The 23,089-nt window shown below is 61.4% G+C and carries 20 protein-coding genes; 12 read left to right on the plus strand and 8 right to left on the minus strand.

The features are described from left to right. Nucleotides 1–1,233, minus strand: a complete 1,233-nt coding sequence (locus RH858_RS13700) for a CoA transferase (protein WP_259533009.1) — start codon at nucleotides 1,231–1,233, stop codon at nucleotides 1–3. Between the two features lie 110 nt (nucleotides 1,234–1,343). On the opposite strand from RH858_RS13700, the gene RH858_RS13705 reads away from it, so the two are divergent. The 3 genes from RH858_RS13705 (at nucleotide 1,344) to RH858_RS13715 (ending at nucleotide 3,978) form a co-directional block, all read left to right on the plus strand. Further along, nucleotides 1,344–1,805: a type IV pilin N-terminal domain-containing protein gene (locus RH858_RS13705; protein ID WP_259533010.1), complete on the plus strand. Its 462-nt coding sequence runs from the start codon at nucleotides 1,344–1,346 to the stop codon at nucleotides 1,803–1,805. 382 nt (nucleotides 1,806–2,187) lie between these two features. Then, nucleotides 2,188–3,168, plus strand: coding sequence for a flap endonuclease-1 (gene fen, locus RH858_RS13710; protein ID WP_259533012.1), 981 nt, complete (start codon nucleotides 2,188–2,190; stop codon nucleotides 3,166–3,168). A gap of 105 nt (nucleotides 3,169–3,273) precedes the next feature. Then, complete coding sequence (locus RH858_RS13715) at nucleotides 3,274–3,978, plus strand: SDR family oxidoreductase (RefSeq protein WP_310562154.1); 705 nt, start codon at nucleotides 3,274–3,276, stop codon at nucleotides 3,976–3,978. 4 nt (nucleotides 3,979–3,982) lie between these two features. On the opposite strand, the gene RH858_RS13720 is transcribed toward RH858_RS13715, so the two are convergent. Beyond that, a complete protein-coding gene (locus RH858_RS13720; RefSeq protein ID WP_259533015.1) occupies nucleotides 3,983–4,162 on the minus strand; it encodes a hypothetical protein in 180 nt (59 codons plus the stop codon). A gap of 215 nt (nucleotides 4,163–4,377) precedes the next feature. On the opposite strand from RH858_RS13720, the gene RH858_RS13725 reads away from it, so the two are divergent. The 5 genes from RH858_RS13725 (at nucleotide 4,378) to RH858_RS13745 (ending at nucleotide 10,587) form a co-directional block, all read left to right on the plus strand. Then, complete coding sequence (locus RH858_RS13725; RefSeq protein ID WP_259533016.1) at nucleotides 4,378–5,499, plus strand: pyridoxal phosphate-dependent aminotransferase; 1,122 nt, start codon at nucleotides 4,378–4,380, stop codon at nucleotides 5,497–5,499. Between the two features lie 97 nt (nucleotides 5,500–5,596). Further along, on the plus strand, nucleotides 5,597–6,322 hold the full coding sequence (locus tag RH858_RS13730) for a ribosome assembly factor SBDS (RefSeq protein ID WP_259533017.1): 726 nt from the start codon (nucleotides 5,597–5,599) through the stop codon (nucleotides 6,320–6,322). A 127-nt stretch (nucleotides 6,323–6,449) separates the two neighbouring features. Beyond that, on the plus strand, nucleotides 6,450–8,465 hold the full coding sequence (locus RH858_RS13735; RefSeq protein ID WP_259533018.1) for an AMP-binding protein: 2,016 nt from the start codon (nucleotides 6,450–6,452) through the stop codon (nucleotides 8,463–8,465). A gap of 95 nt (nucleotides 8,466–8,560) precedes the next feature. After that, entirely contained in the window at nucleotides 8,561–9,223 is a 663-nt protein-coding gene (locus RH858_RS13740; RefSeq protein ID WP_259533019.1) for a hypothetical protein, read from the plus strand. Next, entirely contained in the window at nucleotides 9,220–10,587 is a 1,368-nt protein-coding gene (locus tag RH858_RS13745) for a hypothetical protein (RefSeq protein ID WP_259533020.1), read from the plus strand. The genes RH858_RS13740 and RH858_RS13745 overlap by 4 nt, the downstream gene beginning before the upstream one ends. Before the next feature lie 13 nt (nucleotides 10,588–10,600). Here the strand turns inward: RH858_RS13745 and RH858_RS13750 are convergent, their stop codons facing one another. Further along, a complete protein-coding gene (locus tag RH858_RS13750; RefSeq protein WP_310562155.1) occupies nucleotides 10,601–11,746 on the minus strand; it encodes a hypothetical protein in 1,146 nt (381 codons plus the stop codon). A gap of 74 nt (nucleotides 11,747–11,820) precedes the next feature. Next, nucleotides 11,821–12,177 (minus strand): hypothetical protein, encoded by a 357-nt coding sequence (locus tag RH858_RS13755; RefSeq protein WP_259533022.1) that lies wholly within the window; start codon nucleotides 12,175–12,177, stop codon nucleotides 11,821–11,823. 673 nt (nucleotides 12,178–12,850) lie between these two features. Between RH858_RS13755 and RH858_RS13760 the strand changes: the two genes are divergently transcribed. Next, entirely contained in the window at nucleotides 12,851–14,767 is a 1,917-nt protein-coding gene (locus RH858_RS13760; protein WP_259533023.1) for an ASKHA domain-containing protein, read from the plus strand. 50 nt (nucleotides 14,768–14,817) lie between these two features. Here RH858_RS13760 and RH858_RS13765 read toward each other — a convergent pair whose 3' ends face one another. From RH858_RS13765 to RH858_RS13780, 4 genes are all read right to left on the minus strand, one after another. After that, the gene (locus RH858_RS13765) at nucleotides 14,818–16,116 is read right to left on the minus strand and encodes a uroporphyrinogen decarboxylase family protein (protein ID WP_259533024.1); all 1,299 of its coding nucleotides are present in this window, start codon (nucleotides 16,114–16,116) and stop codon (nucleotides 14,818–14,820) included. 280 nt (nucleotides 16,117–16,396) lie between these two features. Then, on the minus strand, nucleotides 16,397–17,671 hold the full coding sequence (locus tag RH858_RS13770) for a uroporphyrinogen decarboxylase family protein (RefSeq protein ID WP_259533025.1): 1,275 nt from the start codon (nucleotides 17,669–17,671) through the stop codon (nucleotides 16,397–16,399). A 78-nt stretch (nucleotides 17,672–17,749) separates the two neighbouring features. Then, the gene (locus RH858_RS13775) at nucleotides 17,750–19,081 is read right to left on the minus strand and encodes an MFS transporter (protein WP_259533026.1); all 1,332 of its coding nucleotides are present in this window, start codon (nucleotides 19,079–19,081) and stop codon (nucleotides 17,750–17,752) included. A gap of 173 nt (nucleotides 19,082–19,254) precedes the next feature. Next, nucleotides 19,255–20,103 carry a dihydropteroate synthase gene (locus RH858_RS13780; RefSeq protein WP_259533027.1) on the minus strand — a complete coding sequence of 283 codons (849 nt, stop codon included), beginning with the start codon at nucleotides 20,101–20,103 and terminating at the stop codon, nucleotides 19,255–19,257. Nucleotides 20,104–20,371: 268 nt separating this feature from the next. On the opposite strand from RH858_RS13780, the gene RH858_RS13785 reads away from it, so the two are divergent. The 3 genes from RH858_RS13785 (at nucleotide 20,372) to RH858_RS13795 (ending at nucleotide 22,905) form a co-directional block, all read left to right on the plus strand. Then, nucleotides 20,372–21,028: a cobalamin-dependent protein gene (locus RH858_RS13785; protein ID WP_259533028.1), complete on the plus strand. Its 657-nt coding sequence runs from the start codon at nucleotides 20,372–20,374 to the stop codon at nucleotides 21,026–21,028. Nucleotides 21,029–21,110: 82 nt separating this feature from the next. Continuing rightward, nucleotides 21,111–21,941 carry a DUF1638 domain-containing protein gene (locus RH858_RS13790; protein ID WP_259533029.1) on the plus strand — a complete coding sequence of 277 codons (831 nt, stop codon included), beginning with the start codon at nucleotides 21,111–21,113 and terminating at the stop codon, nucleotides 21,939–21,941. Nucleotides 21,942–22,119: 178 nt separating this feature from the next. Further along, nucleotides 22,120–22,905, plus strand: a complete 786-nt coding sequence (locus tag RH858_RS13795) for an IclR family transcriptional regulator (protein WP_310562156.1) — start codon at nucleotides 22,120–22,122, stop codon at nucleotides 22,903–22,905. Nucleotides 22,906–23,089: the final 184 nt, after the last annotated feature.

Consider the following 23,089-nt stretch of genomic DNA (forward strand, 5'->3'; position numbering starts at 1 on the left):
TCACTCGACGCCGGCGATCGCATCCAGGTTGCAAAGTTCCGCCAGGTCGGCTCCGGTGTAGCCGTACTCTTTGAGAATCTCGTCTGTGTGTTCGCCCAAACGGGGAGGATACCGACGGAGTGACGCCGGTGTGCGGGAGAAATGCATCGGCGACCCCGGCATCGATACCTCCCCTGCAGTCGGATGTTCGGCTGTCCAGCACATCCCGCGGGCTTCGATCTGTGGATCCGCGAATACCTCGCTCATGTCCCGGACGTCGCTTGCCGGAACTCCGCGTTCCTTCAGCCGGTCGAGCAGTTCCTCGGTTCGGAAGGACCGGATCTCGGTTTCCAGCATCGGTTCGAGTTCCTCGCGGTTGCGGACGCGCTTTTCGTTTGCGTCGAACCGATCGATGTCGGCCAGATCCGGTCGATCGATCGCCTCACAGAACGGACGCCAGAACCCATTCGACGCGCAGGCGACCACCACGTACCCGTCCACCGTTTCGAACGCCCGATACGGCACGATGTTCGGGTGTCGACTCCCCATTCGCCCCGGCGGATCGCCGGTCGCAAAGTAGTTCAGCGCCTGGTAGCTCATCCACGCGACCTGGCCGTCGAGCAGACTCACGTCGATCTTCTGGCCGGTTCCGTCACCGAGTTCGCGCTCGAGCAGCGCCGCCAGGATCGCCTGCGTCGCGTACATCCCGGCCCCGATGTCGGCGAGCGCGACGCCGACACGCACCGGTGGACCGTCCTCGATCCCGGTGACGCTCATCAACCCTCCACGCGCCTGCATCACGATGTCGTATGCCGGTTCGTCGTGGTCGGGGCCCCACTCGCCGTACCCGGAAAGCGAACAGTAGACGAGACCTGGATTCTCCTCTCGGAGGGACGAATACTCCAGGTCCCACTCGGCCATCTTGCCGACCCGAAAGTTTTCGACCAGCACGTCGGCCTCTCGGGCGAGATCCCGGAACACCTCCCGTCCCGCCCTCGTCGCGAGGTTCAACGCGATCGAACGCTTGTTCCGGTTGACGCTGAGGTAGTATGCGCTCTCGTCGTCGAACGCCGGCGGGCGCCAGTCCCGTGTCTGGTCGCCCGTCCCCGGTCGTTCTACCTTGAGGACGTCGGCACCCAGATCGCCGAGTTGCATCGTACAGAACGGCCCGACCAGTACGCGGGAAGCGTCGAGGACAGTGATCCCCGACAACGGACCGTCGGATTCTGTCGGCTGTTTGCACTCCCCTCCCATCGACCGACGGTTCTCGGCCCGGGTGTAAACTGTTTCCCCCTCCGAGTTATTAGGAATGATATCTCGTCCGGCCAGTTTATAGGAACGAACGGAGAACTCCAGGGTAGACGATGTCGGAGAGTCGCGAGCTACGTCGGAGGAACCGTAGAGCGGTCGCACCCGTGCTCGGAATCGTGATGATGGTCGCCATCGCGGTGAGCCTCGCGGCTGTCGTCGGGCTCTCGGCGTTCGGCGTCGCCGACGAGATCGCGGACGTCGGGCCGAGTGCGAGCTTCGAGTACGACTACGAGTACGACGACGGGTGGGGAGACGGCGACAGTATAACCATCACTCACGCCGCGGGCGACGAGATTCGAGCCGACAGGATCGAAATCGAGATCCAGGGTGCAGACACGATCCCCGGTGAGAAAGTGTTCGACGACGAGATCGTGACTGCCGGATCGAGTGCGACGATCGAATACGAGACTGGACAGGAAGGCGAAAACTGGTCGGGAGGATCGACGATTCGGATCGTCTGGCAGGGGAGCGCAGGAGAGACCAGCGTAGTCAGTTCCAGAACGATTCCGGGGTGAATCGTCGGACCCTCCACGTGGCAGCGATCCCTGTCTGAGCCTCTCGGATCGACGTCAGGAAATATCTTCGCTGATAATTCGACGGACGCTTTTATGTGAACGGGGAGTCCCGTTCCGCCTGCGGCGTCAGACGATTTCGGCGCTTCACGTGCCGTTGCGCGGACCGAGTGCCCGACGGATCGATCGAGCCTGGAACCCCGCACGGGAGGATGAACCGACCGTCCCGGCGACACCGGCCGGGACGGGCGTGTGACGCCGCGGTACAGCCGACCGAATCCGACTACTCGCTACATCGGTACTGCGACCCCGACCGCGGTACCGACTCTCCTCACACTCGTCACGACTCGGTGACTTGAAACCGTGAGCGTCCGAACTACGGGCGATGGGAAACGCGGATCTCAGAGCGCTCGCGTCGATCCGGGAGGTGTCGTTCGACGAATTGGACGGGACGTTCGTCGCCGTCGACGCACACAACTGGCTGTATCGGTATCTCACGACGACGGTGAAGTTCACCGACGAGCGCATCTACACGACCGACGACGGCGAGGAGGTCGCCAACCTGATCGGGGTCGTACAGGGGCTTCCGAAGTTCTTCGAACACGATCTGACGCCGGTGTTCGTCTTCGACGGGGGCGTCACGGAGCTCAAAAGCGACGAGGTGCAGCGCCGACGGGAGAAACGGGAATCCGCCCAAGAGCAACTCGAAGACGCCCGAGATCGGGGTGACGCGATTGCGGCTGCGCGGCTCGAGGCGCGAACCCAGCGTCTCACCGACGTGATCCAGGAAACGACCCGCGGGCTGTTCGACCGTCTCGACGTTCCGTACGTCGAAGCCCCGGCAGAAGGCGAAGCACAGTGTGCGTACATGGCCAGGGTTGGCGACGTCGATTACGCCGGAAGCGAGGACTACGACACGCTGCTTTTCGGGGCACCGCTTACGCTCAGACAGCTGACGAGCTCCGGCAACCCGGAACTGATGGATCTCGAGGCGACGCTTGCGGAGCTGGATCTCACCCTCGAACAGCTCGTCGACGTCGCCATTCTCTGCGGGACCGACTTCAACGAGGGGATCTCCGGTGTCGGGCCGAAAACCGCAGTAACGGAGATCAAAGAACACGGTGACCTGTGGGGCGTTCTCGACGCGAGAGACACAGAGATCCCCGACGCGGAGCAGGTTCGACAGTTGTACTTCGATCCGCCGGTCACGACGAAGTACGAGTTCGACGAATCGATCGATCCGGACGTTGCGGCCGCGAAACAGTACGTGACCGACGAGTGGGAAATCCCGGCCGAGGAGGTAGCCCGTGGGTTCGAACGCCTGGAGGAGGCCCTCACACAGACGGGTCTCGATCGGTGGACCTAGCCCGGCCAGAGACCGTCCGACAGTGGCGGGCACCGCCCGGGATGTCTGCCGCCGACGGGGGCCGATCGACGGTCGATTTATACGTATGCGAACAAACCACACGATATGGAAGCCGAATTCGATTTTTCGGGGGACGTAGTGATCGTGACCGGAGCCTGTGGCGCGCTGGGAAGCGCCGTCTGTGAGGCGTTTCATCGGGCGGGGGCGACCGTGGCGGCAGTAGACGTCGTCGACGTCGAGAGCGACGACTCCCTGCTCGAGCTTGCCGACGGGATCCACTTCTATCAGGTCGATCTCACCGAGGAGACGATCGTTCTCGAGGCAATCGAGGGAATCGCCTCAGAGTTCGGCGGGATCGACGCGCTGTGTAATATCGCGGGAACCTGGAGGGGCGGGGATCCGGTCGAAGACACCGACACGGAGCTTTTCGACTTCCTGTTCGACGTCAACCTGAAGACCATGTTTCTCGCCTCGAAACACGCGCTTCCGCACCTCCAGGAGTCGGAGGGGGCGATCGTGTCCGTGTCGGCACGCTCATCCCTGGAGGGAGGCAGCGGCGACGGACTCTACCGGGCGTCGAAAGCCGGCGTTCGGCTACTGACTGAAACGATCGCCGAGGAGAACACCGGCGTCGTTCGCGCGAACGCGGTGATGCCGAGCGTCCTGGACACGCCGATGAACCGCGAGATGATGACACCGAGCGACGACTGGGTCGACCCGGCTGACGTCGCACAGGTGATTCTGTTCCTCTGTTCGGACGCAGCCCGGGTGACGAGCGGCGCCGCAGTTCCGGTGTATGGCGAGGCCTAGACAGCTATCGCTCGAGATCGACGGCCGAATCCGTCGCGATCCACCCGTCCGGGTTGTCCGTCTCCGAAAAGAGGAGCCGACCGGGCGAGGTCCTGACAGTACAGATTTCCGGCGTAAGGTCCCTCGGCTCCCGTCTCGGGGATGCGTCGGTGGCGTTCTCGTCGGGGACGTCTCGTGTCCTCATGCGAGAAGTTAGGCGAGCCTAAACTAATAGGGGTTTCGGCGATTCCCGTGGGGCGGAACGCTCCGACGATTTGCGTCTGAAATCAGCCGACTGCTACTGAGTATTCTCGGCCGTACCCGAACGATCGGCGGGCCGGGTGGCCGATCGACCGGTAATCACTACAATAATCATTGCGACGCGACAGAACTATGGCCGGGGAGGTAGCGCTTGCTGGTATGACCGAATTTTCGAGGCGAGTCGAGGAGATCTCGATAAGCGGAATCCGTGAGGTGTTCGAGGCGGCCGGTGAGGACGCGATCAACCTGGGACTGGGGCAACCGGACTTCCCGACGCCGTCACACGCCAGGGAGGCGGCCGTGGAGGCGATCCGGGCGGGCAAGGCGGACGCGTACACCTCGAACAAGGGCATCGAATCCCTCCGGGAGGCGATCGTCGCGAAACACGGGCGCGATCAGCGACTGGATCTAGATCCCGAGCGTGTGATCGCGACTGCTGGCGGCAGCGAAGCGCTCCATCTGGCCCTCGAGGCCCACGTCGACCCCGGCGACGAGGTCCTGATCCCGGATCCGGGCTTCGTCTCTTACGACGCGTTGACCCGACTCGCCGGTGGAACGCCGGTTCCTGTCCCCCTCAGGGAGGACCTCACCATCGATCCGGGCGCCATCGAGGCGGCGATCACCGACGACACCGCGGCGTTCGTCGTGAACTCGCCGGCCAACCCGACCGGCGCGGTCGCAAGCGAGGCGGACACGCGAGAGTTCGCCCGGATCGCCGACGAACACGACGTGCTCTGTGTCTCCGATGAGGTGTACGAGTACACGATCTTCGACGGCGAACACCACTCCCCTGCTCAGTACGCCGAAACGGACAACGTGGTGTTGATAAACGCCGCCTCGAAGCTCTACTCGATGACCGGGTGGCGGCTCGGGTGGGTCGCCGCCTCACAGCGACGGATCGAACGGATGCTTCGAGTTCACCAGTACATCCAGGCGTGTGCGTCCGCGCCCGCCCAATACGCCGCGGAGGCGGCGCTTACCGGGCCACAGGAGATCGTTCGGGAGATGTCCGATTCCTTCAAGCGCCGTCGGGACCTCCTCCTCGAGGGGCTGAACGACGCGGGTATCGACTGTCCGACGCCACGGGGCGCATTTTATGCGATGCCGAAGGTGCCCGACGGGTTCGTCGAGGAGTGTCTCGACCGCGGCGTGATCGTCGTCCCTGGGGAGGCGTTCGGCGAGAACGGGGCGGGATACGCCAGGATCTCGTATGCGACCGACGAGAACACACTCCGAGAGGCCATCGACGTCATGGAGGAAGCCGTCGCTGCCGTGCGCTGACCCACCTGTGACCGCCGTCCACAGCTCCCCCGATCCCGGCTCTCGAACCGTAGTGTCGGGAGGGGCTTTTTATAATTTCGGACGAAACCATCGGTACATGATATCGCTGGACGAGGCCGTGACTGCCAGACTGGAATCCCACGGCGCTCGCTTCGAGGTGTTGATCGACCCGGACGCAGCGCTTGCGATCAAACGCGGCGAGTTCGACGGGGAGCTCGAGGACGTGATCGCGGCAGAAGACGTCTTCGAGGACGCCTCCCGGGGAGACCGTCCCGCGGAGAACGACCTCGAGACCGTCTTCGAGACGACCGATCCAATGGAGATCATTCCGCGGGTCGTGAAAGACGGCGAGATACAGATCACTGCCGAGCAGCGCCGCGAGATGCAAGAACAGAAGCGCAAGCAACTGATCAACACGATTACTCGCAACGCGGTCAATCCCCAGATGGACGACGCCCCCCATCCTCCCGAACGGATCGAGCGAGCCCTCGAGGAGGCGGGGTTCCGGGTCGATCCGATGGAAACCGTCGAAAGTCAGGTGGACGAGGCGCTGGAGGCCCTTCGCCCCGTGCTGCCGATCAGGTTCGAAGAAATTACGATCGCAGTCCAGTTGCCCCCCGAACACGCCGGTAGCGGCCAGGCGAAGGTACGGGAGTTCGGCGAACTCGAACGGGAGGAGTGGCAAAACGACGGCTCGTGGGTGGGGGTCATCACCTTCCCTGCGGGGTTACAAAACGATTTCTACGACCTCGTCAACGAGGTGTCGAGCGGCGAAGCCGAAACGCGGGTCCTCAAGGACAAAGACGAACTCGGAACCCGCTGATCGGAGCGGGTTCGTCCGCTGATCGAACTGCTTTCGGTGGTTCGAGTGCGCTGACGGAGTGGCTCGCAACATACCACATTATAAATAATAATGTATTTCGCGTAAGAGCGGGTAGTTCGACGACGTCATGGACGCTGAATCCGGAACCGAGATCGTTCACGAGCCCACCCAGGAGTTCGTCGAGTCCACGAACGTGTACGCCTTCATGAAGGAGTACGGCATCGAAGACTACGACGAACTGATCGAACGGACTACGGCCGACGTTCCGGGCGTCGAGGAAAGCGGCGTCGACTGGTTCTGGGACGAGCTGGTCGACTACCTCGACATCGAATTCGACGAGCCGTACGAGGTAGTACGGGACGACTCTGAGGGACCACAGTTCTCGAAGTGGTACCCCGGTGGGAAACTAAACATCACACACAACGTCGTCGACCGTCACGCCGATCCTGAATCGGAGACGCGCAACAAGGTCGCGTGTCTCTGGGAAGGCGAGGACGGGGAGGTCCGGACCCTGACCTTCCAGGAACTCGGCCGCGAGACGAACCGGGTGGCGAACGCGCTCGAGGAACGCGGGATCGAAACCGGGGACACGGTCGGCCTCTACATGCCGATGGTCCCCGAGGTGATCCCGATACTGTACGGCTGCTTTGCGGTCGGCGCGATCGCGGTGCCCATTTTTTCGGGGTTCGGTGTCGACGCCGTCGCGACCCGGATCGAAGACAGCGAGTGTCGGGTCCTGTTCACCGGTGACGGCTTTTACAGGCGGGGAGAGCCGATCTATCTCAAAGAGACCGCCGATCGGGCGATCGAGGAGGCCGGCCACGTCGAGCGAGTGATCGTCTACGATCGCCTGGGGTCCAGCGAACCGGCGCGCGAGGAGGGCGACCGCCCGGCGATACCCTGGAACGATCGCGACGAATGGTGGGACGAGGCCGTCGGCTCCCAGTCCGACGAGTACGACACCAAGTCACTCCCCTCGGCACAGGAGTCGATGTTACTGTACTCGTCGGGAACGACAGGGCAACCGAAAGGAATCGTTCACACGCACGCGGGAGTCCTGCTGCAGTGTGCAAAGGAGTTGTACTTCGGATTCGATCTCCAACCGGCCGACCGGTTCTTCTGGGTGAGCGACATCGGGTGGATGATGGGGCCGTGGACCCTGATCGGGAACCACGCCTTCGGCGGGACGGTGTTCATGTACGAAGGCGCCCCGGACTATCCCGAGCCGGATCGGTTCTGGGAGATAATCGATCGACACGGGATCACCCAGTTCGGCATCTCCCCGACGGCGATCCGGGCGCTGCGAAAGGAAGGCGACCACTGGGTCGACGGGCACGATCTCTCGTCGCTCCGACTGCTGGGATCGACCGGCGAGCCGTGGGATCCGGAATCCTGGCAGTGGTTCTACGAAGAGATCGGGGGCGGCGAGACGCCGATCATCAACATCTCCGGCGGTACCGAAATCTGCGGGTGCTTCCTGATGCCGATGCCGATCCAGCCGCTGAAGCCGTGTACGCTGGGCGGTCCCGGGCTGGGGATGGCCGTCGACATCGTTGACTCGTCCGGGAAATCGGTCGCAGACGATCACGAACGCGGATTCCTGGTTGCTCGAGACTCCTGTCCGTCGATGACGAAATCGCTCTGGTCCGGCGACGAACGCTACCTCCGGGAGTATTGGTCGAGCTGGGAGGGCCTGTGGGATCACGGAGACTGGGCCAGAAAAGACGAGGACGGCTTCTGGTATCTCCACGGCCGGGCCGACGATGCGCTCAACGTCGCCGGACGGAAAGTCGGACCCGCGGAGGTCGAGGGTGCGCTGATCGAACACGACGCAGTCAATCAGGCTGCAGCCGTCGGCGTTCCCGACGAGACGACCGGCACTGCCGTAATCGCGTACGTGATCCTCGAACCCGACGTCGACGCCGCCGAGGGGTTGATGAAGGGCCTCCAGGAGACGGTCGGGGAGCAGCTGGGCAAGCCGTTCCGCCCCCGCGAGATTCTGTTCGTCGAGGAGTTCCCGAAGACCCAATCCGGGAAAATAATTCGTCGAGCGATGGCGGCCGCCTACACGGGCGAAGAGCTCGGTGACCTCTCGAGTCTCGAGAACCCGGAAGCGCTCGAGGAGATCGAACGGAAGACCTGACTCGCGTCAGCGATATTGACTGCCACGGGTTGCCGTCGCAGTTCCCGCCACGAAGGCTCCCCAAGGTACTTGACAACGGACGTAGGAGAATCGGTATGGTCCCCTCGACTGGAAGCCCCCAACGGAGAGACGTCCTTCGGTGGACCGCCGGTCTCCTTGCGGTCCCGCTTGCCGGCTGTCTCGACGCCCCGGAGTCATCCGACTCCGAGTCGGACATCGGTCCGGATCCGGAGAACGTCATCACGGACGTGACCGTCCTCAGCCAGCGACTCGAGATCGACATCGATCGTGGAGAGCAGATCGTCACCTACGACGAGAGCCACGACGACGCCGAGGGACAGTCCCTCAGGCTGCCGTACGTGATCGATTCGACCCACGTCGGTCTCCTCGAGTTCAGTCGGGAACTCCCAGATCCCGGACGGGTCGAGGAGTTCCTCCAGAAGACGGAGTACGACGACGCGTCGGTGCTGATCGAGGAGTCGTCGGTGTCGGCGTGTCGTCGAAATCGCCTCCAGTACGTCCACCGTCGATCCTCCGGATCCCGGCTGGCTCCCCAGTTCTGTTCGACGATGCGGGATCCCGCCGTCGACTGTTCCGCCGACGAGAACCAGTACCAGATTACGTTTATCCGGGTTCCGGTCCCCTTCGAGTCGCCGCCGAGCGGTTCCGGCCGCGGCTGGAGCAGTCGCTGTGAACTGCCGCCGGATCATCCCGCGAGCGGTGCGAAGCCGATAGAACTGGGGGGAGACCACAAATGAACTCCGACGATCGAACAACCGGCCGAGGTTCCGACCGTCCGCAGTCGAGACGGACGATCCTGTCGGCCGTCGCAACGGGCGTGACGTCCCTTGCGGCGTCGCTCTCCGGCTGTCTCTCGCTTCCCTCCGACGATCCACCGCCGATCGGCGTAGACGAGGAGGAACTACGCGAGATCGCTGCCATCGACGTTCCAGAGGTAACCGACCGTCTTCCGGTGTCACTCGGCGACGGATCGGTGGAAGAGAGCTGGGACCGCTTCGAGTCACTGCTGGATCCGATCCCGTCGGATCTCGCACCAGAGATTCCGAACGAGGCCGTCCGGAGCTACATCGCCGACTATCGCCAGCGTGCCCGGGAGCGACTCACCGACCTCGAGGAGGTCGAATCCAACTACGACCGGCTTACGACACTCGGGCGGTCGAGACGCGACGCAGCGGAGGCGGAAGCTGCCTACGCCGTCGCCACCGCCGGTCGGGTCCGAGAGGACGTTTACGAGGTAGTGGAATCCGTCGACAGAACGCGTCAGGAGATCGAATCCGATCTCGAACAAACGGGAGACGTCATACACGAAGCAGTGCTCGTGTACGACGCGATCGAAGCAGGTCTCGACAGTCTCGAGGGCAGGCTCGATCGTGTCGACACCCAGTCCCCGCTCACCTCCGAGGTCGAGGCTGTGGGCGAGGCTGCAGGGCGCCTCGAGTCGTCGAGAGCGCGGCTCGAACTGGTCGAGCTGCTGCTCGATCGACAAAAGCAGGGCAGCGATACTCCCCTGGATGAACCGATCGAACGCGCTACCTCGGAACTACTGGCAGAGATAGATCCGAACGTGGAGGCGCTCCCTCCAGCCGACTCTGACCCCGAGGAGGTGTTCGACGTTCCGGTGGCTGGCACTCCTCGAGAGATTGTTGTCGACGGTATCGGCGGGTCCGACGTGCTCAGGACGATTTACCGGTATCGCTCGCGCGTCGACGACCACCTCGAGAACGATCGCGACGCCCGGGCGCTTCTGGCGCTGTATGAACTCGAACACGAACGGCGAACGTTCGAGCGTCTTCGCGATCGGATCTCGGAGGGAGACCTCGACCGTCCAGACGACGTCGAAGCGGTAGCGGATGTCAAACGATCGGCAATCGAAGCGATCGAGGCGGCCCTGGACGTCGACTCGTATCCGCACCTGATCGGGAATCGAATCTCCGCGAGCGTTGCCGCTATCGGCCTGGCGGATCGAGACCTCGAGGAGGGACGGTACGGAGGGGACCGCGGTGCCGTGTACGCGATGGGACACTACGAAGTTGGAGGTGAGCGTGCGCGAACGCTTCCAGAGACCGCAGCGTGGTTCGCTGACGCACTCGAGTCGGCGTAAATCGCCCGCCGTCTCAGCTCTCGGAGAACAGTTCGTCGTACTCGCGATACTGATCCATCGGCCCGGGATCGGTGATCGCGTCCTCGATCCACGGTTCCTCTTCCCCGGAGTGTTCCTCGACGAGACTTCGGAACTCCTCGACTGTCACGGGGTCGTCGAGTTCGTTCATCGCACGGAACACGTCGAACAGGGTGTATTCGCCGTCGCTGCCGTCCCGAACCGCAGCGTCGACGGCGTACAGGAGGCGGGGTCCCCTGGTGTAATCGACGCTTTCGCCGTTCCAGGTCAACGGCTCGGACAACGTCGCGTCGGGATGTTCGGGAAGGGATTCGAGTCGACTCCGCACGTCGTCGTCGGTGACTTCCTCGTACTGTTCGGCCATGATTCGATACGAGAGGTATTCCGCGCTGGCTTCGGTGAACCAGACCATTTCGGTTTCCGCGTCGTATCCCTGGCGGAGATGAACGTACTCGTGTAACCAGACGCTCCCGACGTGGCCGTCCCAGAACTGCGGGACGGTTACGTACGCGGTCCCGTCGGCGTACGTCGCGCCTCTGTGCGGGAGCGCGTCCGGGGCGAGGACGATCGTGGCGTCTGTCCCGTGGGGCCCGAGATCGTACGGGGAGACAAACTCCGCGAGGAAATACGACTTCAGTTGGGAATCCGCGTCCATACCCGCCGGGACGACGACGGTGACGGTTGCGTTTCCGGCATCCCGACTGGATACGGAAAGGTTGCCCACCAACGCTTTATCGCCGACGGTCACGATCCCGGACTCGGGATCGCCGGCTGCGGTTTCGAGCGCCGGCGGCAAGAGGCTTCTGTCGACGACGACCCATCCCGCCCTGGCGTCTATCAGCCGGGGATCGACGTCGTCGACGACGAGCCGATCGGAACTACCTGATTCGGTGCGGTACTCGATCGTGACAGTTCCCTGTTCGGAGGCTTCGACAGTCGGACTCGGGCCGTCGGATTCCGAGCTATCGAGGACGGCACCAGGCGTGACCGCCGCGAACGGACCGCTACCCAGTGCGGTTGCGACGACCACAGCTACCGCGACAAACACGATGGCCGAAATCACGACACGTGGCAGGGGAACGGATGCTCGGGACCCACCACAGTCGAGTTCGGTTCGACCACTCGTGTTCCGTCCTGCCATCGTTCCGTGAACTGTAGCCCGTTCGAAAGAATAAGCGTTGGCCTTTCGTGGGTCAGGCCGGAGACGCTCGTCGGTCAGGACGACCGCATGAGTGGATAGCTCGCCCAAAACAGGGTCACGACGATGTAAATCGCCCCGACGACGCTCGCGACGTTGGTCGCTCCGAACAGCCCGATTGCGGCGACCCACGCGAGACCCGCAGTAAACGCCGTGAGCCGGATCGTTCGCCGTTCGGTCTGCTCGAAGTGTTTCCGAACGATACGCCTGACGGCGTCCGTCCTCGACACTCCCGAGTGTGACGCGTACGCCTCGATCTCCTCGATTGTGGCCTCGGAAAACTCCAGTTCCACCTCCACGTCTACTGGAACGTCGGGGTCGGCCGGTTCTCCCCGCTCTTCACTCGCCTGGGATTCGGCGTTGACAGTGCTCATACGTTGCTCTCAGCTCCAGCACACTGGAAATCAACTGGAAACCGACCCCCGTCGTCCGGCTGTTTTCCCTGGGCAGATATTTGGTAGTTATTAGCACACATATCCCCCGATACTCCGACAGACAAAATAAATGGTGGGTACGATACTAATATTCTGAAAACGCGAACTACTGCTGGTCGCTGTTAGGCGGGACGAGATTTCGGTGAGCGCTTTCGTGAACTACTCGATTGCCTACGATAAACGCTGACTCGGGACGGTTGATATAGTGATATGTAGTGTTTACATATTAAAAATAAATAATACATGTTATAGTACTGATAAGACTTCCACAATCTATCATTTTCGAATCCAATTAAATCTATTCACTAATAAATTAGAAAGTATAGCTCCCCCTGGCATCAGATCGGTGTCGGAACTGTTAGAACGTCATTTATCCTCATGCATCCTTACTCGGACCCGAGCTCACCTTCTTGTCGCTACGACGACGGAGTTGTTGGGTGCCTGCATATAAATATCTGATAGATTATTATTCGTCAAACCTATCTATTATATTGTAGTTTATTAGTCGCAAGAATGTTGGATCGATACGGATCGAAATCCAGTCCAGTTTTCGAGACAGTGTGGTCTCCCTCCAGTCACCAACTTCATTAGACCCTTGTCCGTATCCCACTACATGGCACAAGAGCCTGTCGTGTCTTTCAGCCCGTGGGAAGTCAACGTCGAGACAGAATCCGGCCGAACACTGCTGGAAGTCGCAGACGGGATGAACGGACGAATCGAGGCTCTCTGTGGGGGTAACGGATTGTGTGGAACGTGTGCGGTACAGGTAACTGACGGTGCCGACAACCTCTCACCGATGACCGACGAGGAGCGAACGGTTCTGTCGGAAGAACAGTTGGCGGACGGGTATCGACTGGGCTGTCGTGCGGTAGTAGACGGTGACGTCTCGGTTCACGTCCCGGCGTCTTCACGAAGTGAGGGAGAGATCGTGATGACCGAGGGCGTAGAGATGGACGTCGATCTCGCTCCTCACGTCCGTCTGTACCGTCTGGAATTCGACGCGCCGACTCTGGAAGACAACATTGCGGATCGCGAACGCGTCCTCGCAGCACTCGAACGTGACTACGGGATCGACGTCACGGAGGTGGATCGCCTCGCGATGACGGATCTCCCGTCTCGAATCCGCGAACGAGCGGACGACGGGACCCTCCAGTGTACCGCCATCGTGTACGACCGGGAGGAGCTGCTCTCGGTCGTCCCCGGGACTTCTCTGTCCGCATACGGGCTGGCGGTCGACATCGGCACGACGACCCTTGCGGTGTATCTAATCGACCTCAAGAGCGGCGAAATCGTGAGCGTCAGTTCTCAGATCAATCCTCAGAGCAGACACGGCGGCGACATCATCAGTCGTGTTCAGCACTCCCAGAAGCCGGACGGACGGGAAGAACTACAGTCGGAAATCGTCGAGGCAGTAAACGAGAGCATTGCCGAGGTGACCGAGGAGGCGGACGTCGCAACCGAGGAGATCTACGACGCCGTATTCGTCGGGAACACCGCGATGCATCACCTGTTTCTCGGCATCGACGCGAGCGCGGTCGCGGCCAACCCATACGTGCCAGCGATGCAGTCGTCGACGGCAGTGAAAGCTCGGGAGTTAGGTCTCGATATCCACCGGTCGTCGTATCTGTCATGGCTTCCGATCATCGGCGGCTGGGTAGGTCCCGACTTCGTCGCGGACATCCTCGCTGCGGGACTGCTCGATCGGTCCGACACTGTGGTCTGTATCGACATCGGCACGAACGGCGAGATCGCGGTCTATGACGGCGAGCAGGCGTGGGTAGCCTCGGCTCCGGCCGGGCCAGCACTCGAAGGAGCGGAGATCTCTCACGGAATGCGAGCCAAACCCGGAGCGATCGAGGCGGTGTCACTCGACCCCGAAACCTGGGACCCCACTCTCGAGGTCATCGACGACGAGAAGCCGATCGGGATCTGTGGATCCGGGATCGTCGATGTCGTCGCCCAGCTGTTCCTCGTTGGGGCGATCAACCGTCGGGGACGCCTGGTCGATCCCGAGAACGGGCGTGGTCGCATCAGAGAGACGGACGGGGGCGACCGGGAGTTCGTCCTCGTCGAGGCCGACGCGTCGGGCAACGGATCCTCGATCGTGGTCTCCCAGGAGGACATCCGCGACATCCAGAACGCCAAGGCGGCCATCCAGACCGGCACGAGTGTTCTGCTTTCGGAGGCGGGAATCGAAGACGTCGATCGGCTGGTGATGGCCGGAGGCTTCGGCAACTATCTCGATCCCGAGTCTGCGAAGCTGCTCGGAATGTACCCACGGGTCGATGCGGATCGGGTGGAGTTCCTGGGTAACGCCGCCGGTCACGGAGCGATCTACGCCCTGCTCGACGGCGACGCCAGAGCCGAAGCCGAACGGATCGTCGAGGAGGTCGACTACGTCGAACTCGCCGCCTGGGACGGGTTCCACGACGAGTTCATGGAAGCGATGTATCTCCCCCACCGGAACCTGGAGGCGTATCCCGAGGTGAAAGCCAGACTCGCTGACGTCGACGCCGATCGCTCCCTGTGAGGTACCGACTAACACGTACCGGGAGCTCCAAAAATTCGAAACCCGAGGGCCTAACAGTACTTTCTGGGTGCCTCGATCATCGCCCGCACGTTTTCTGGCTTCGCCTCGTCCATCGCGACGCCGGGCGCCAGGATGAACCCGTCGGGGCCGACGTCTTCGATGAGTTCACGACAGTATGCGTCGACGTCCTCCGGCTCTTTGGTGTTGAGAAGCGAGCTGTGGACGTTGCCCGCGATCGCTGCCCGGTCGCCAAGCGCCTCCTTCGCGTCGCGCATGTCGGTCCGGTCGAACTGCCAGACGACGTTCCCGTCCGGCTGATCGGCGATCGCCTCGAGTCGGTCGTCGTAGCTCCCCTCCGCGAACAGCCAGGGGACGAGTCCGGCGTCGGTGAGTGCGTCGATCACATCCCGGAGCTGCGGCCAGTAGAACGTCCGGAACTCCTCGTCCGACATGAACCCGTCGGCCCCCTTGTGCAGGGGAATAAACACCAACGGATTCCCGGCGGCCTGCGCCGAGCGGATCCCCATCTCGATCATCGTCGGGGTGAGACTGTCGACGGCTTCCTCGAGCACGTCGGGTTGCCGCTTGAGGTCCATCGCGATCCCTTTTGTTCCCCGAAGTGTATCCCCGAGAGTGTCGTAGGGTGCTTTGGTGAAGCCACCGAACGACCGGGGATACCCGGATCGAATGACCTCCTCGACGGTTCCGCCGACGATCTCTTGCCATCGAAGCGCCTCCTCGCCGGCGTCCATGAGCGTCTCGAGGGCCTCCTGGACGTCGGGCAATCCGAACGGGATCGCCATGAAGTGAATGCTCGGAATCTCGACGAGATCGGTGAAGTGTGGCAGCTTCCGGAACGGTTCGAGCGCACCGACGATTTCCGGGATGTAGTGGCGTAGCCAGAAGTCGGTCGGATCCTGAAGGAGCTGTTCGTAGTCGTCCGGACCCATGTATTCCTTTTCGAGCGCCTGATATCCCGTATCGGGGGACGCGCCGTCCCCCGGCCAGGCGTACAGGTTGTAATCCAGCATCTCGAGCATCTTCGCTGACGGGAGCAACGCGGCCGACAGCTGGTGGCAGTCGGGCTCGAGATCGTACACTGTCTCCTCGAGCGCAGCGGCGAGCGCTGCCGCGTCGTTCATCGCTGTTTCAGGCGTGATCCCCGCATGAAACACCGGATAGAAGGTGGCGCTGAGCGCAGTGGGGATCCGATCCGGCTCTTCGCCCCGAATGGCGGCCGCGAACCGGCCCGTGCGTTCCCGGTAGGCGTCCCGTGCCGCCTCGTCCTCGAAGTCGATTCCCACTCCGTTCTCCCAGTTCTCCAGTGTGACGTCGTGTTCCGGTTTCATGAGTTGCTGTCGTCGAGTCGGGTACGTTCGGTAACTCCGCGGTTCGGAGAGATGACATCCCAATCCGACAGTCGATCGTCGTTCATGGTAGTTCCCGACAGTTGTTCTTTGTTGGGGCGGAACTTATACTTTCACCTGACGTTTTTACTGCAAGACTGGTGACTGAGAGCTGATCTCTCGACTGATGGGTCCATCCAGCGTGAAACGGCCGATCACGTCGGGTCTGCCGGACGAGGGGGCTACCGGACGACGACCCGAAACGAAGAGGAAAAACCCGATCCTACTTCACGGAGTCGACCAGCGCGTGGATGTTCTCCGCGGGCGCCCGGTAGACGGTCGCACCGGGGGTGAGGATGAAGCCGTCGGGGCCGACGTCCTCGATAAGCCCCTCACAGTACTCCGTGACCTTCTCGGGCGAGCCGGTCTTCAGGACGCCAGTGGGAACGTTGCCGGCGACGGCCGCCTGATCCCCGAGCACGTCCTTCGCGCGACGGATATCTGTCTGATCGAAGTGCCAGACGACGTTTCCGCCCTCGGGATGGTCGTCGGCGAGGATCTCCAGCCGGTCGTCGTAGCTCCCTTCCGCGAACATCCACGGGACGTACCCCTCCTCGAGTACGCCTTCCATCACTTCCTTCAGAGTTGGCCAGTAGAACTCCCGGAAGTCGTCTTTCGACATGAACGAGTCGGCACCCTTGTGGAGCACGAACATGACGATGGGAACGCCGGTCGATTTCGGCCCGCCGACTGCGAGGTCGGTCATCATCGGAACGAGCGCCTCCGATGCCTGTTTGAGTTTTTCGGGTCGCTTGCGCATGTCGATCATCGTCTTTCGGGTGCCACGGAGGGTGTCGCCGATCATGTCGAACGGTGCCTTCGCGTACCCCCCGGAGGCCGAGGGATACCCCTTCGCGTTTGCCTCTCCCGACACGGAGCCGACCTCCATCTGCCACCGGACGGCTTCGTCGCCGGCTTCCTTCAGCGTGTCCAGCGCGCTCTGGACCTCCGGGTCCCCGAACGACAGCATCATCGCGTTCGCGAACGGGAGTTCCGACGCGGTCGCGAGCTGTGGGATCTTCGAGAGCCCTTCCGCCTCCCCGAACACGCGCGGGAGATACTTGCGGAGGAAGTACGCGTCAGGGTTCTCGATGATGTCGTCGTACTCGTCGGGCTTGAGATACTCGTCTTCGACCGCCTGGTAGGCGACGTCTTCCTCCAGACCGTCACCCGGCCAGTTGTACAGCTTGTAATCGAGGATGTCGAAGATCTTCCCCGACGGGATCGGCATCACCGGATTGTTGTCCGGGTCGAACGCGTCGATGAACTCTCGATAGGCGCGTTTCGCCTTTTCGCCGTCGTACATGAGCTCTTCGAACGTGACGTCCGCGAAGTGGCCCGCGAGGTAGCCGGCCCTGACCTGCACCGGAACCCGATCCGGTTCCCCACGTTCGATCGCGGTCTTCATGCGGCCAGCACGGGCCTTGTACGCTTCCTCGGCCTCTTCGCTCTCGAATTCGATACCTTCGCCTGATGCCCACGACTCGAGGCTTACCATATCCGTTCGGACCTACCGAAGGTATCCATTTAGTCTTTTCTCAAAAGGCTGAAGCAGCGATAACCCAGCGCTACCGCGTTACTTGCCCTTCGCCTTGCTGACTCGGAGTCCGTACAACGACAGCCCAGTAGAGAGGAGCCGCAACGCGACTGCGAGCGCGAGTGCGAGCGCGTATCCTCCCCAGAGGTCGTTGATGTACGCCATCACGGTCGGGCCGAGCACGATCCCGGTCCCGACGGAGAAGGCGTTGATGTAGCTCATCACCATGCCGATGTTCTTCCGGCCGAACAGATGTGGAACCGCGGCGTAATGGACAGCAGGTTCGCCGCCGAAGAAGAAGAACATCACTGCACCGACACCGAGAATGAGATACAGGTTCGTGTAACCGAAGTAGAACACCCCGATCAGCACCGCAGGGATACCGTAAATGAACGGGAGCGTCCGCCAGGGGCCGCCGAGCCGGTCCATCAGGTCGCCCCAGACGTACGCACCGACCGCAGTGAGCAGCCCAGTGAGCGACAGGAAGGTCGGAACTAGCCAATCGGCAACGTACGCTTCACTGTACCCACCGATGGTCAGTCCCTCGATCATGATCGTGGAGATGTTCTGGAGCAGGCCCATGTACGAGAAGGCCGCGCCCATCATTGCGAAGTAGAGGATCCAGAACTCCTTCATCTTCACCGCCTCCCCGATCGTAACCCCCTCCTCTTCGATCCGGTCTTCACCGTCGTCTTCCGCTCCGGAATCCTCTTCGGAAGCCGCGTCCGAGGACATCGCCTCGTCGGTTTCCCCGTCATCGGCCCCGTCGTCGTCCTCGTCGTCGAGAGACGCCGAAAGCACACCGGAATCGATCTCCTCTTGGGTCGGGTTCCGCCACAGTACGACGCCGACGATGACGACCACGGCCGCACCGACGATACCGATCAGCAGGAACAGGTCGTAGCCGAACCCAATGTAAGCGATCAGGCCCGCAACGATCGGCGCGAGGGCAACGCGTCCCAGCGGGTCGCCCATGTTGATGATACCCATTGCCCGACCCATTCTGTCGCCCCGGTACCACCTCGACAGTGTGGGAACTGCGGTTCCAGCGGTCATTCCCACCCCGATACCGGTGAGGAAGCTACCCGCGTAGTAGAACCACTGCGCCTCCGCCCAGCTGTCGATCGCGAACATCGACGCGAGCAGCAACATCCCGACGAAGAACGACGCAGCCGCGATCGCAAACGGAATTTTCGGCGTTTCCAGGTAATCCAGGATCGTTCCAGCGATCGGCGGCCCGATCACCATCACACCGACACCGACGGCGGAGGCACCCGCCGCGAGAGGTGCGACCGTATCTAGCCCGTAAACGTTCTGTAGATACGGATAAAACAGTGACCAGATCCCGAGATACGCCAGTATGAATCGCAAACCGGTGCCTGATGCCGGATAGAACCAGCGTCTATCTGGACCTACTCCTCGCTTAAGTATGGACATGTCTAACTCGAACCTCCATCCGCAAAACTAGAGGGATAGTAATTATACTTTTTGGCATCAGGACGCTGTCTCCCCGAAAAAGGCTGTTCCCACCGCGGGAACAGGAACTATCGGCCGCGGTAATAGCCGAGATACCGCGTCGCGTAGTCGTCGCGACCCATCGCGAGGTCGGCGACCAGCGCGGTTTCCTTCGCGGATTCGGCGTGAATGATCGGCACGTTCAGTCCGGCGTTGACCGCCATCGCGAAGAAGACGTTGTTGATCAGTTCCCTGTTGGGGAGTTCGAAGGAGACGTTGCTCAGACCGAGCGTGATGTTGTTGCCCAGTTCGTCGCGGACTTTCTCCATGGTGTCGAGAGTGACGCGACCGGCCTCCGAATCGGTAGACAGCGGAAGCGCCGCACAGTCGACGATCACGTCCTCTTCAGGAATATCGTGTTCGGCCGCGCGTGCGAGAATCGTTTCGGCGATCTGGAACCTCGTTTCCGCGTCGTTCGGGATCCCGTCGTCGTCCATCGTCAGGCCGATAACAGCCGTCTCGTACTCGGCTACGAGCGGAAGGATCGTTTCGAGCGACTCCTGTTCACCGTTGACCGAATTGACGACTGGTTTACCGGGACAAACCTGGAGCGCCTCCTCGAGGGCGTCGGCGTCCTCGTAGTTCGTGTCGATCACGATCGGCACGTCCACCGCGTCCGCAACGGTTTCGACCGCCTTCGGGAGGATTTCGTCTTTGTCTACCCCGTCGGCGTCGACGTTGACGTCGATCAGGTCTGCACCGTTTTCGACCTGTTCCACTGCCAGTTCGCGTACCGGCTCCATGTTCCCCTCGGAAAGCGCCGCAGCCAGATCGGAATCCGGTCGCGGATTGATGCGTTCGCCGATGAGATGAACCTGTTCGGTTCGGTCGAGAGTGATCGGGTCGCCGGCACCTTGTACGGTTGTCTGTAGTGACATACTACCCGGTTAAAATGACACCGCGCGCCAGTAAAAGGATTGTGCTACGTGTGACAACCACAATCGAGAGCCAGTCTAGCGCACGGAGAACGCCTTGACTGACGACAAAGTGATACCCGTGCGTGCGATTGTCACCAAGCGATCCATCTCCCCCGAAGAAACAATCCTGATTGTAATAATTAAACTCAAGATGTACGAAACGGCCATCTCAGGCCGTGAGACCCGCAATCTTTAAGGAATCCCACTTTGACGTTTCAACTGGTTACCGATGTCAGACGAATTTGTGCAAGCGCTGGCTGATCTCGAGGAGGAGAAAGCAGTAGAAATGGCCGAAGAACGTCTGGAGGCCGGCGAAGACCCGCTCGATATCCTCGACGATCTGAAGGCGGGAATGGCGATCGTCGGCGACCGGTACGAGGCGGAAGACTACTTCATACCCGACCTCATGTACGCGGGCGACATCATCGAGCAGGTATCCGAGATCCTCCAGACAGAGATGCCCGACGCCGACGAGGAAGATCCGGTTGGCGTCGTCGTCCTGGGCACCGTCAAGGACGACATCCACGACATCGGGAAGGACCTCGTGTACTTCATGTTCGATCTGAACGGGTTCGAAGTCCACGACCTGGGGATCGACGTCCCCGTGCAGGACTTCGTCGACGCCGTCGAGGAGCACGATCCCGACATCCTCGCGTTGAGTGGATTCCTGACCGCGGCGTTCGACTCGATGCAGGAGACCGTCGACGCGCTCGAGGAGGCGGGACTCATCGAGGAACACAACGAGGACGGGCTTCGAGAAGGAGTGAAAGTGATGATCGGCGGCGGACAGATCACCGACGACGTCTGCGAGTACGTGGGAGCTGACGGCTACGAAACCGACGCACCGGGCGGCGTCAATCTGGCGAAAGAGTGGCTCGATGCGTGATCCCACGGCTGTAGTGAACTGACCGGCGTTCATTCGGTACCGGTACGAACGCTTATTTTATCGCCCGACAAATCACCGGGCAATGCTCGGTATCGTCGCCTGTGAAACGCTGTATGACGAACTTCGGCGGTCGGCTCCCGACGCCGTGATCGAACTGATCCCCCAGTGGTACCACGAGTTTCCGATTCACGCTCCCGAATCGGAACGGATACACGACGCGATCCAAGAGCGAATCCGGACACTCGAGGAGGCGGGAGTCGACGAAATCCTGGTGTTGTATCACGATCCCGATGGCGTTGCCGGGATTCGAACCTCCGACGTGCCCCTGTACGTCCATCACGGCGGCGATTGCATCGAACTATTTCTCACCGATCGTCCGAAGGGCCCTCACGGGGAACGGAAGGCTGCGGGAACGTACTACCTGACCAGGGGCTGGATCGACGTGGGACTGGACTGTTATAAAGTGTACAAGGCGTACGCGGGCGAGCTCGACGAGGTAACCGATCGATTCGAGGAGGCAATGGAGAGACATCCGGACCTGCGCGTGACCTGGCCCCGAAGCGAACGGATCGAACAGGCCACGGCACGGAGCGAGAGCATGCGAACTCCTCCGGAAACACTCGTCCGTGACGTCGTCAGCTGCTATCACCACGTCGTGCTTCTGGATACGGGGAACCTCTACCCGTTCCATCAAAAGTATGCCGAGGAGTTTTGCGAGTTCGTCGCCGAAGTCGGCGGCGACGATTCCCCGTCGGCAAGCGTCTCCCTTTCGGTGATGAACGGCGATCACCTTCGTCTCGAACAGATCCTCGATACCCCAGACACGGCTCGCGACGTGGAACGGTACGCGGCTGGAACGCCCGTCCCGGAGCCGACGAAGGCGGCTCCGCTCTCCGAATCGCTCGCCGAGTGAACGTCAGCCGTTCGATCATACAGAATCCCTCCGGTGTCCCCGAAAGTGAGGAGAAAACGCTACGGACACGACAACCCAGCCGGTGGACTTCTGACTTCTTCCCGGTTTCCAATACGGCTTCAGTCGACTGATTCCTGTGTGAAAAAGACTTTAACTGTTACTCATGAACATCGCAGCTATGAGCCGAAACGGGATCCGGGCGATCGATCGAATGTTCGATATCGTCGAACACATTCAATACGTTGACGGTGCAGGCGTGTCGAAACTCGCGGAGGATCTGGGGATGGCAAAGAGCACGATCCACTCTCATCTTTCGACGCTCGAACGTCGCGGCTACGTCGTCCAGGACGAGGACAACAGCTATCACCTGAGTCTCCGATTCTTCGTACTGGGCGGTATCGTCCGTGAAAAGCGCACCGCGTACCGGCACGTGCGGCCACTCCTGAAGGAGATCGCCGAGGAGACCGGAGAGAGCGTGACCTACGTCGTCGAATCGGACGGGAAGATGGTCTTCATGGGAAACGAACGGGGCGAAGAAGGAATTCAGACTGACATCCACGCCGGGTTCTGTACCGAGCTCCATACGACTCCCGAAGGAAAACTCATCCTGGCGTATCTCCCCGAAGAGAAACGATCGCGACTCCTCGACCAGCTCAAATTCCCGCTCAAAAACAGGATCGGACGAGCCTCGCTCACCGCCGAACTGGAACGGATTCGGGAGGACGGCTTCGCGTACGGGCGCGAGTCGATCGTCGAGAGCGTCGGCACCGTCGCGGCACCGATCGTGGACAACCAGGACCGGTTTCACGGCGCCGTCGTCGTCGCTGCACCGTCGCTCAGATTCGACGACGAACGCGTCGAAGAGATCGCCGAGATACTGCAGTACAAGATCGGGAAACTGAACATCAACATCACCTACCAGGACCTGACGTACCGAATCGAGAGCGACATCAAAACCCGGTGAAGAGCTCTTCTAACTACAAAATTCGACAATAATGAACTGTTGTAATTTCAATACTCTCTCGCGTCGCTCTCGACGGTGTTTGCGTGACAAAATTACGTATGTAATTCCAACCGACTGTGGGGGAGTGTATCCCGATCGGCCGGCTGTGGGAGTGTATCCCGATCGGCCGGCTGTGGGAGTGTAT

The organism is Halalkaliarchaeum sp. AArc-GB (assembly GCF_031432225.1).
Classification (GTDB): domain Archaea; phylum Halobacteriota; class Halobacteria; order Halobacteriales; family Haloferacaceae; genus Halalkaliarchaeum.

What these genes read in the sequence shown, in the direction of transcription:
- RH858_RS13770 (WP_259533025.1), bottom strand. Translation starts at nt 17,671, where the DNA reads ATGGTAAGCCTCGAGTCGTGGGCATCAGGCGAAGGTATCGAATTCGAG.
- RH858_RS13730 (WP_259533017.1), top strand. Translation starts at nt 5,597, where the DNA reads ATGATATCGCTGGACGAGGCCGTGACTGCCAGACTGGAATCCCACGGC.
- RH858_RS13720 (WP_259533015.1), bottom strand. Translation starts at nt 4,162, where the DNA reads ATGAGGACACGAGACGTCCCCGACGAGAACGCCACCGACGCATCCCCG.
- RH858_RS13725 (WP_259533016.1), top strand. Translation starts at nt 4,378, where the DNA reads ATGACCGAATTTTCGAGGCGAGTCGAGGAGATCTCGATAAGCGGAATC.
- RH858_RS13740 (WP_259533019.1), top strand. Translation starts at nt 8,561, where the DNA reads ATGGTCCCCTCGACTGGAAGCCCCCAACGGAGAGACGTCCTTCGGTGG.
- RH858_RS13700 (WP_259533009.1), bottom strand. Translation starts at nt 1,233, where the DNA reads ATGGGAGGGGAGTGCAAACAGCCGACAGAATCCGACGGTCCGTTGTCG.
- RH858_RS13750 (WP_310562155.1), bottom strand. Translation starts at nt 11,746, where the DNA reads ATGGCAGGACGGAACACGAGTGGTCGAACCGAACTCGACTGTGGTGGG.
- RH858_RS13755 (WP_259533022.1), bottom strand. Translation starts at nt 12,177, where the DNA reads ATGAGCACTGTCAACGCCGAATCCCAGGCGAGTGAAGAGCGGGGAGAA.
- RH858_RS13795 (WP_310562156.1), top strand. Translation starts at nt 22,120, where the DNA reads ATGAGCCGAAACGGGATCCGGGCGATCGATCGAATGTTCGATATCGTC.
- RH858_RS13780 (WP_259533027.1), bottom strand. Translation starts at nt 20,103, where the DNA reads ATGTCACTACAGACAACCGTACAAGGTGCCGGCGACCCGATCACTCTC.
- RH858_RS13785 (WP_259533028.1), top strand. Translation starts at nt 20,372, where the DNA reads ATGTCAGACGAATTTGTGCAAGCGCTGGCTGATCTCGAGGAGGAGAAA.
- RH858_RS13735 (WP_259533018.1), top strand. Translation starts at nt 6,450, where the DNA reads ATGGACGCTGAATCCGGAACCGAGATCGTTCACGAGCCCACCCAGGAG.
- RH858_RS13745 (WP_259533020.1), top strand. Translation starts at nt 9,220, where the DNA reads ATGAACTCCGACGATCGAACAACCGGCCGAGGTTCCGACCGTCCGCAG.
- RH858_RS13760 (WP_259533023.1), top strand. Translation starts at nt 12,851, where the DNA reads ATGGCACAAGAGCCTGTCGTGTCTTTCAGCCCGTGGGAAGTCAACGTC.
- RH858_RS13790 (WP_259533029.1), top strand. Translation starts at nt 21,111, where the DNA reads ATGCTCGGTATCGTCGCCTGTGAAACGCTGTATGACGAACTTCGGCGG.
- RH858_RS13705 (WP_259533010.1), top strand. Translation starts at nt 1,344, where the DNA reads ATGTCGGAGAGTCGCGAGCTACGTCGGAGGAACCGTAGAGCGGTCGCA.
- RH858_RS13715 (WP_310562154.1), top strand. Translation starts at nt 3,274, where the DNA reads ATGGAAGCCGAATTCGATTTTTCGGGGGACGTAGTGATCGTGACCGGA.
- RH858_RS13765 (WP_259533024.1), bottom strand. Translation starts at nt 16,116, where the DNA reads ATGAAACCGGAACACGACGTCACACTGGAGAACTGGGAGAACGGAGTG.
- fen (WP_259533012.1), top strand. Translation starts at nt 2,188, where the DNA reads ATGGGAAACGCGGATCTCAGAGCGCTCGCGTCGATCCGGGAGGTGTCG.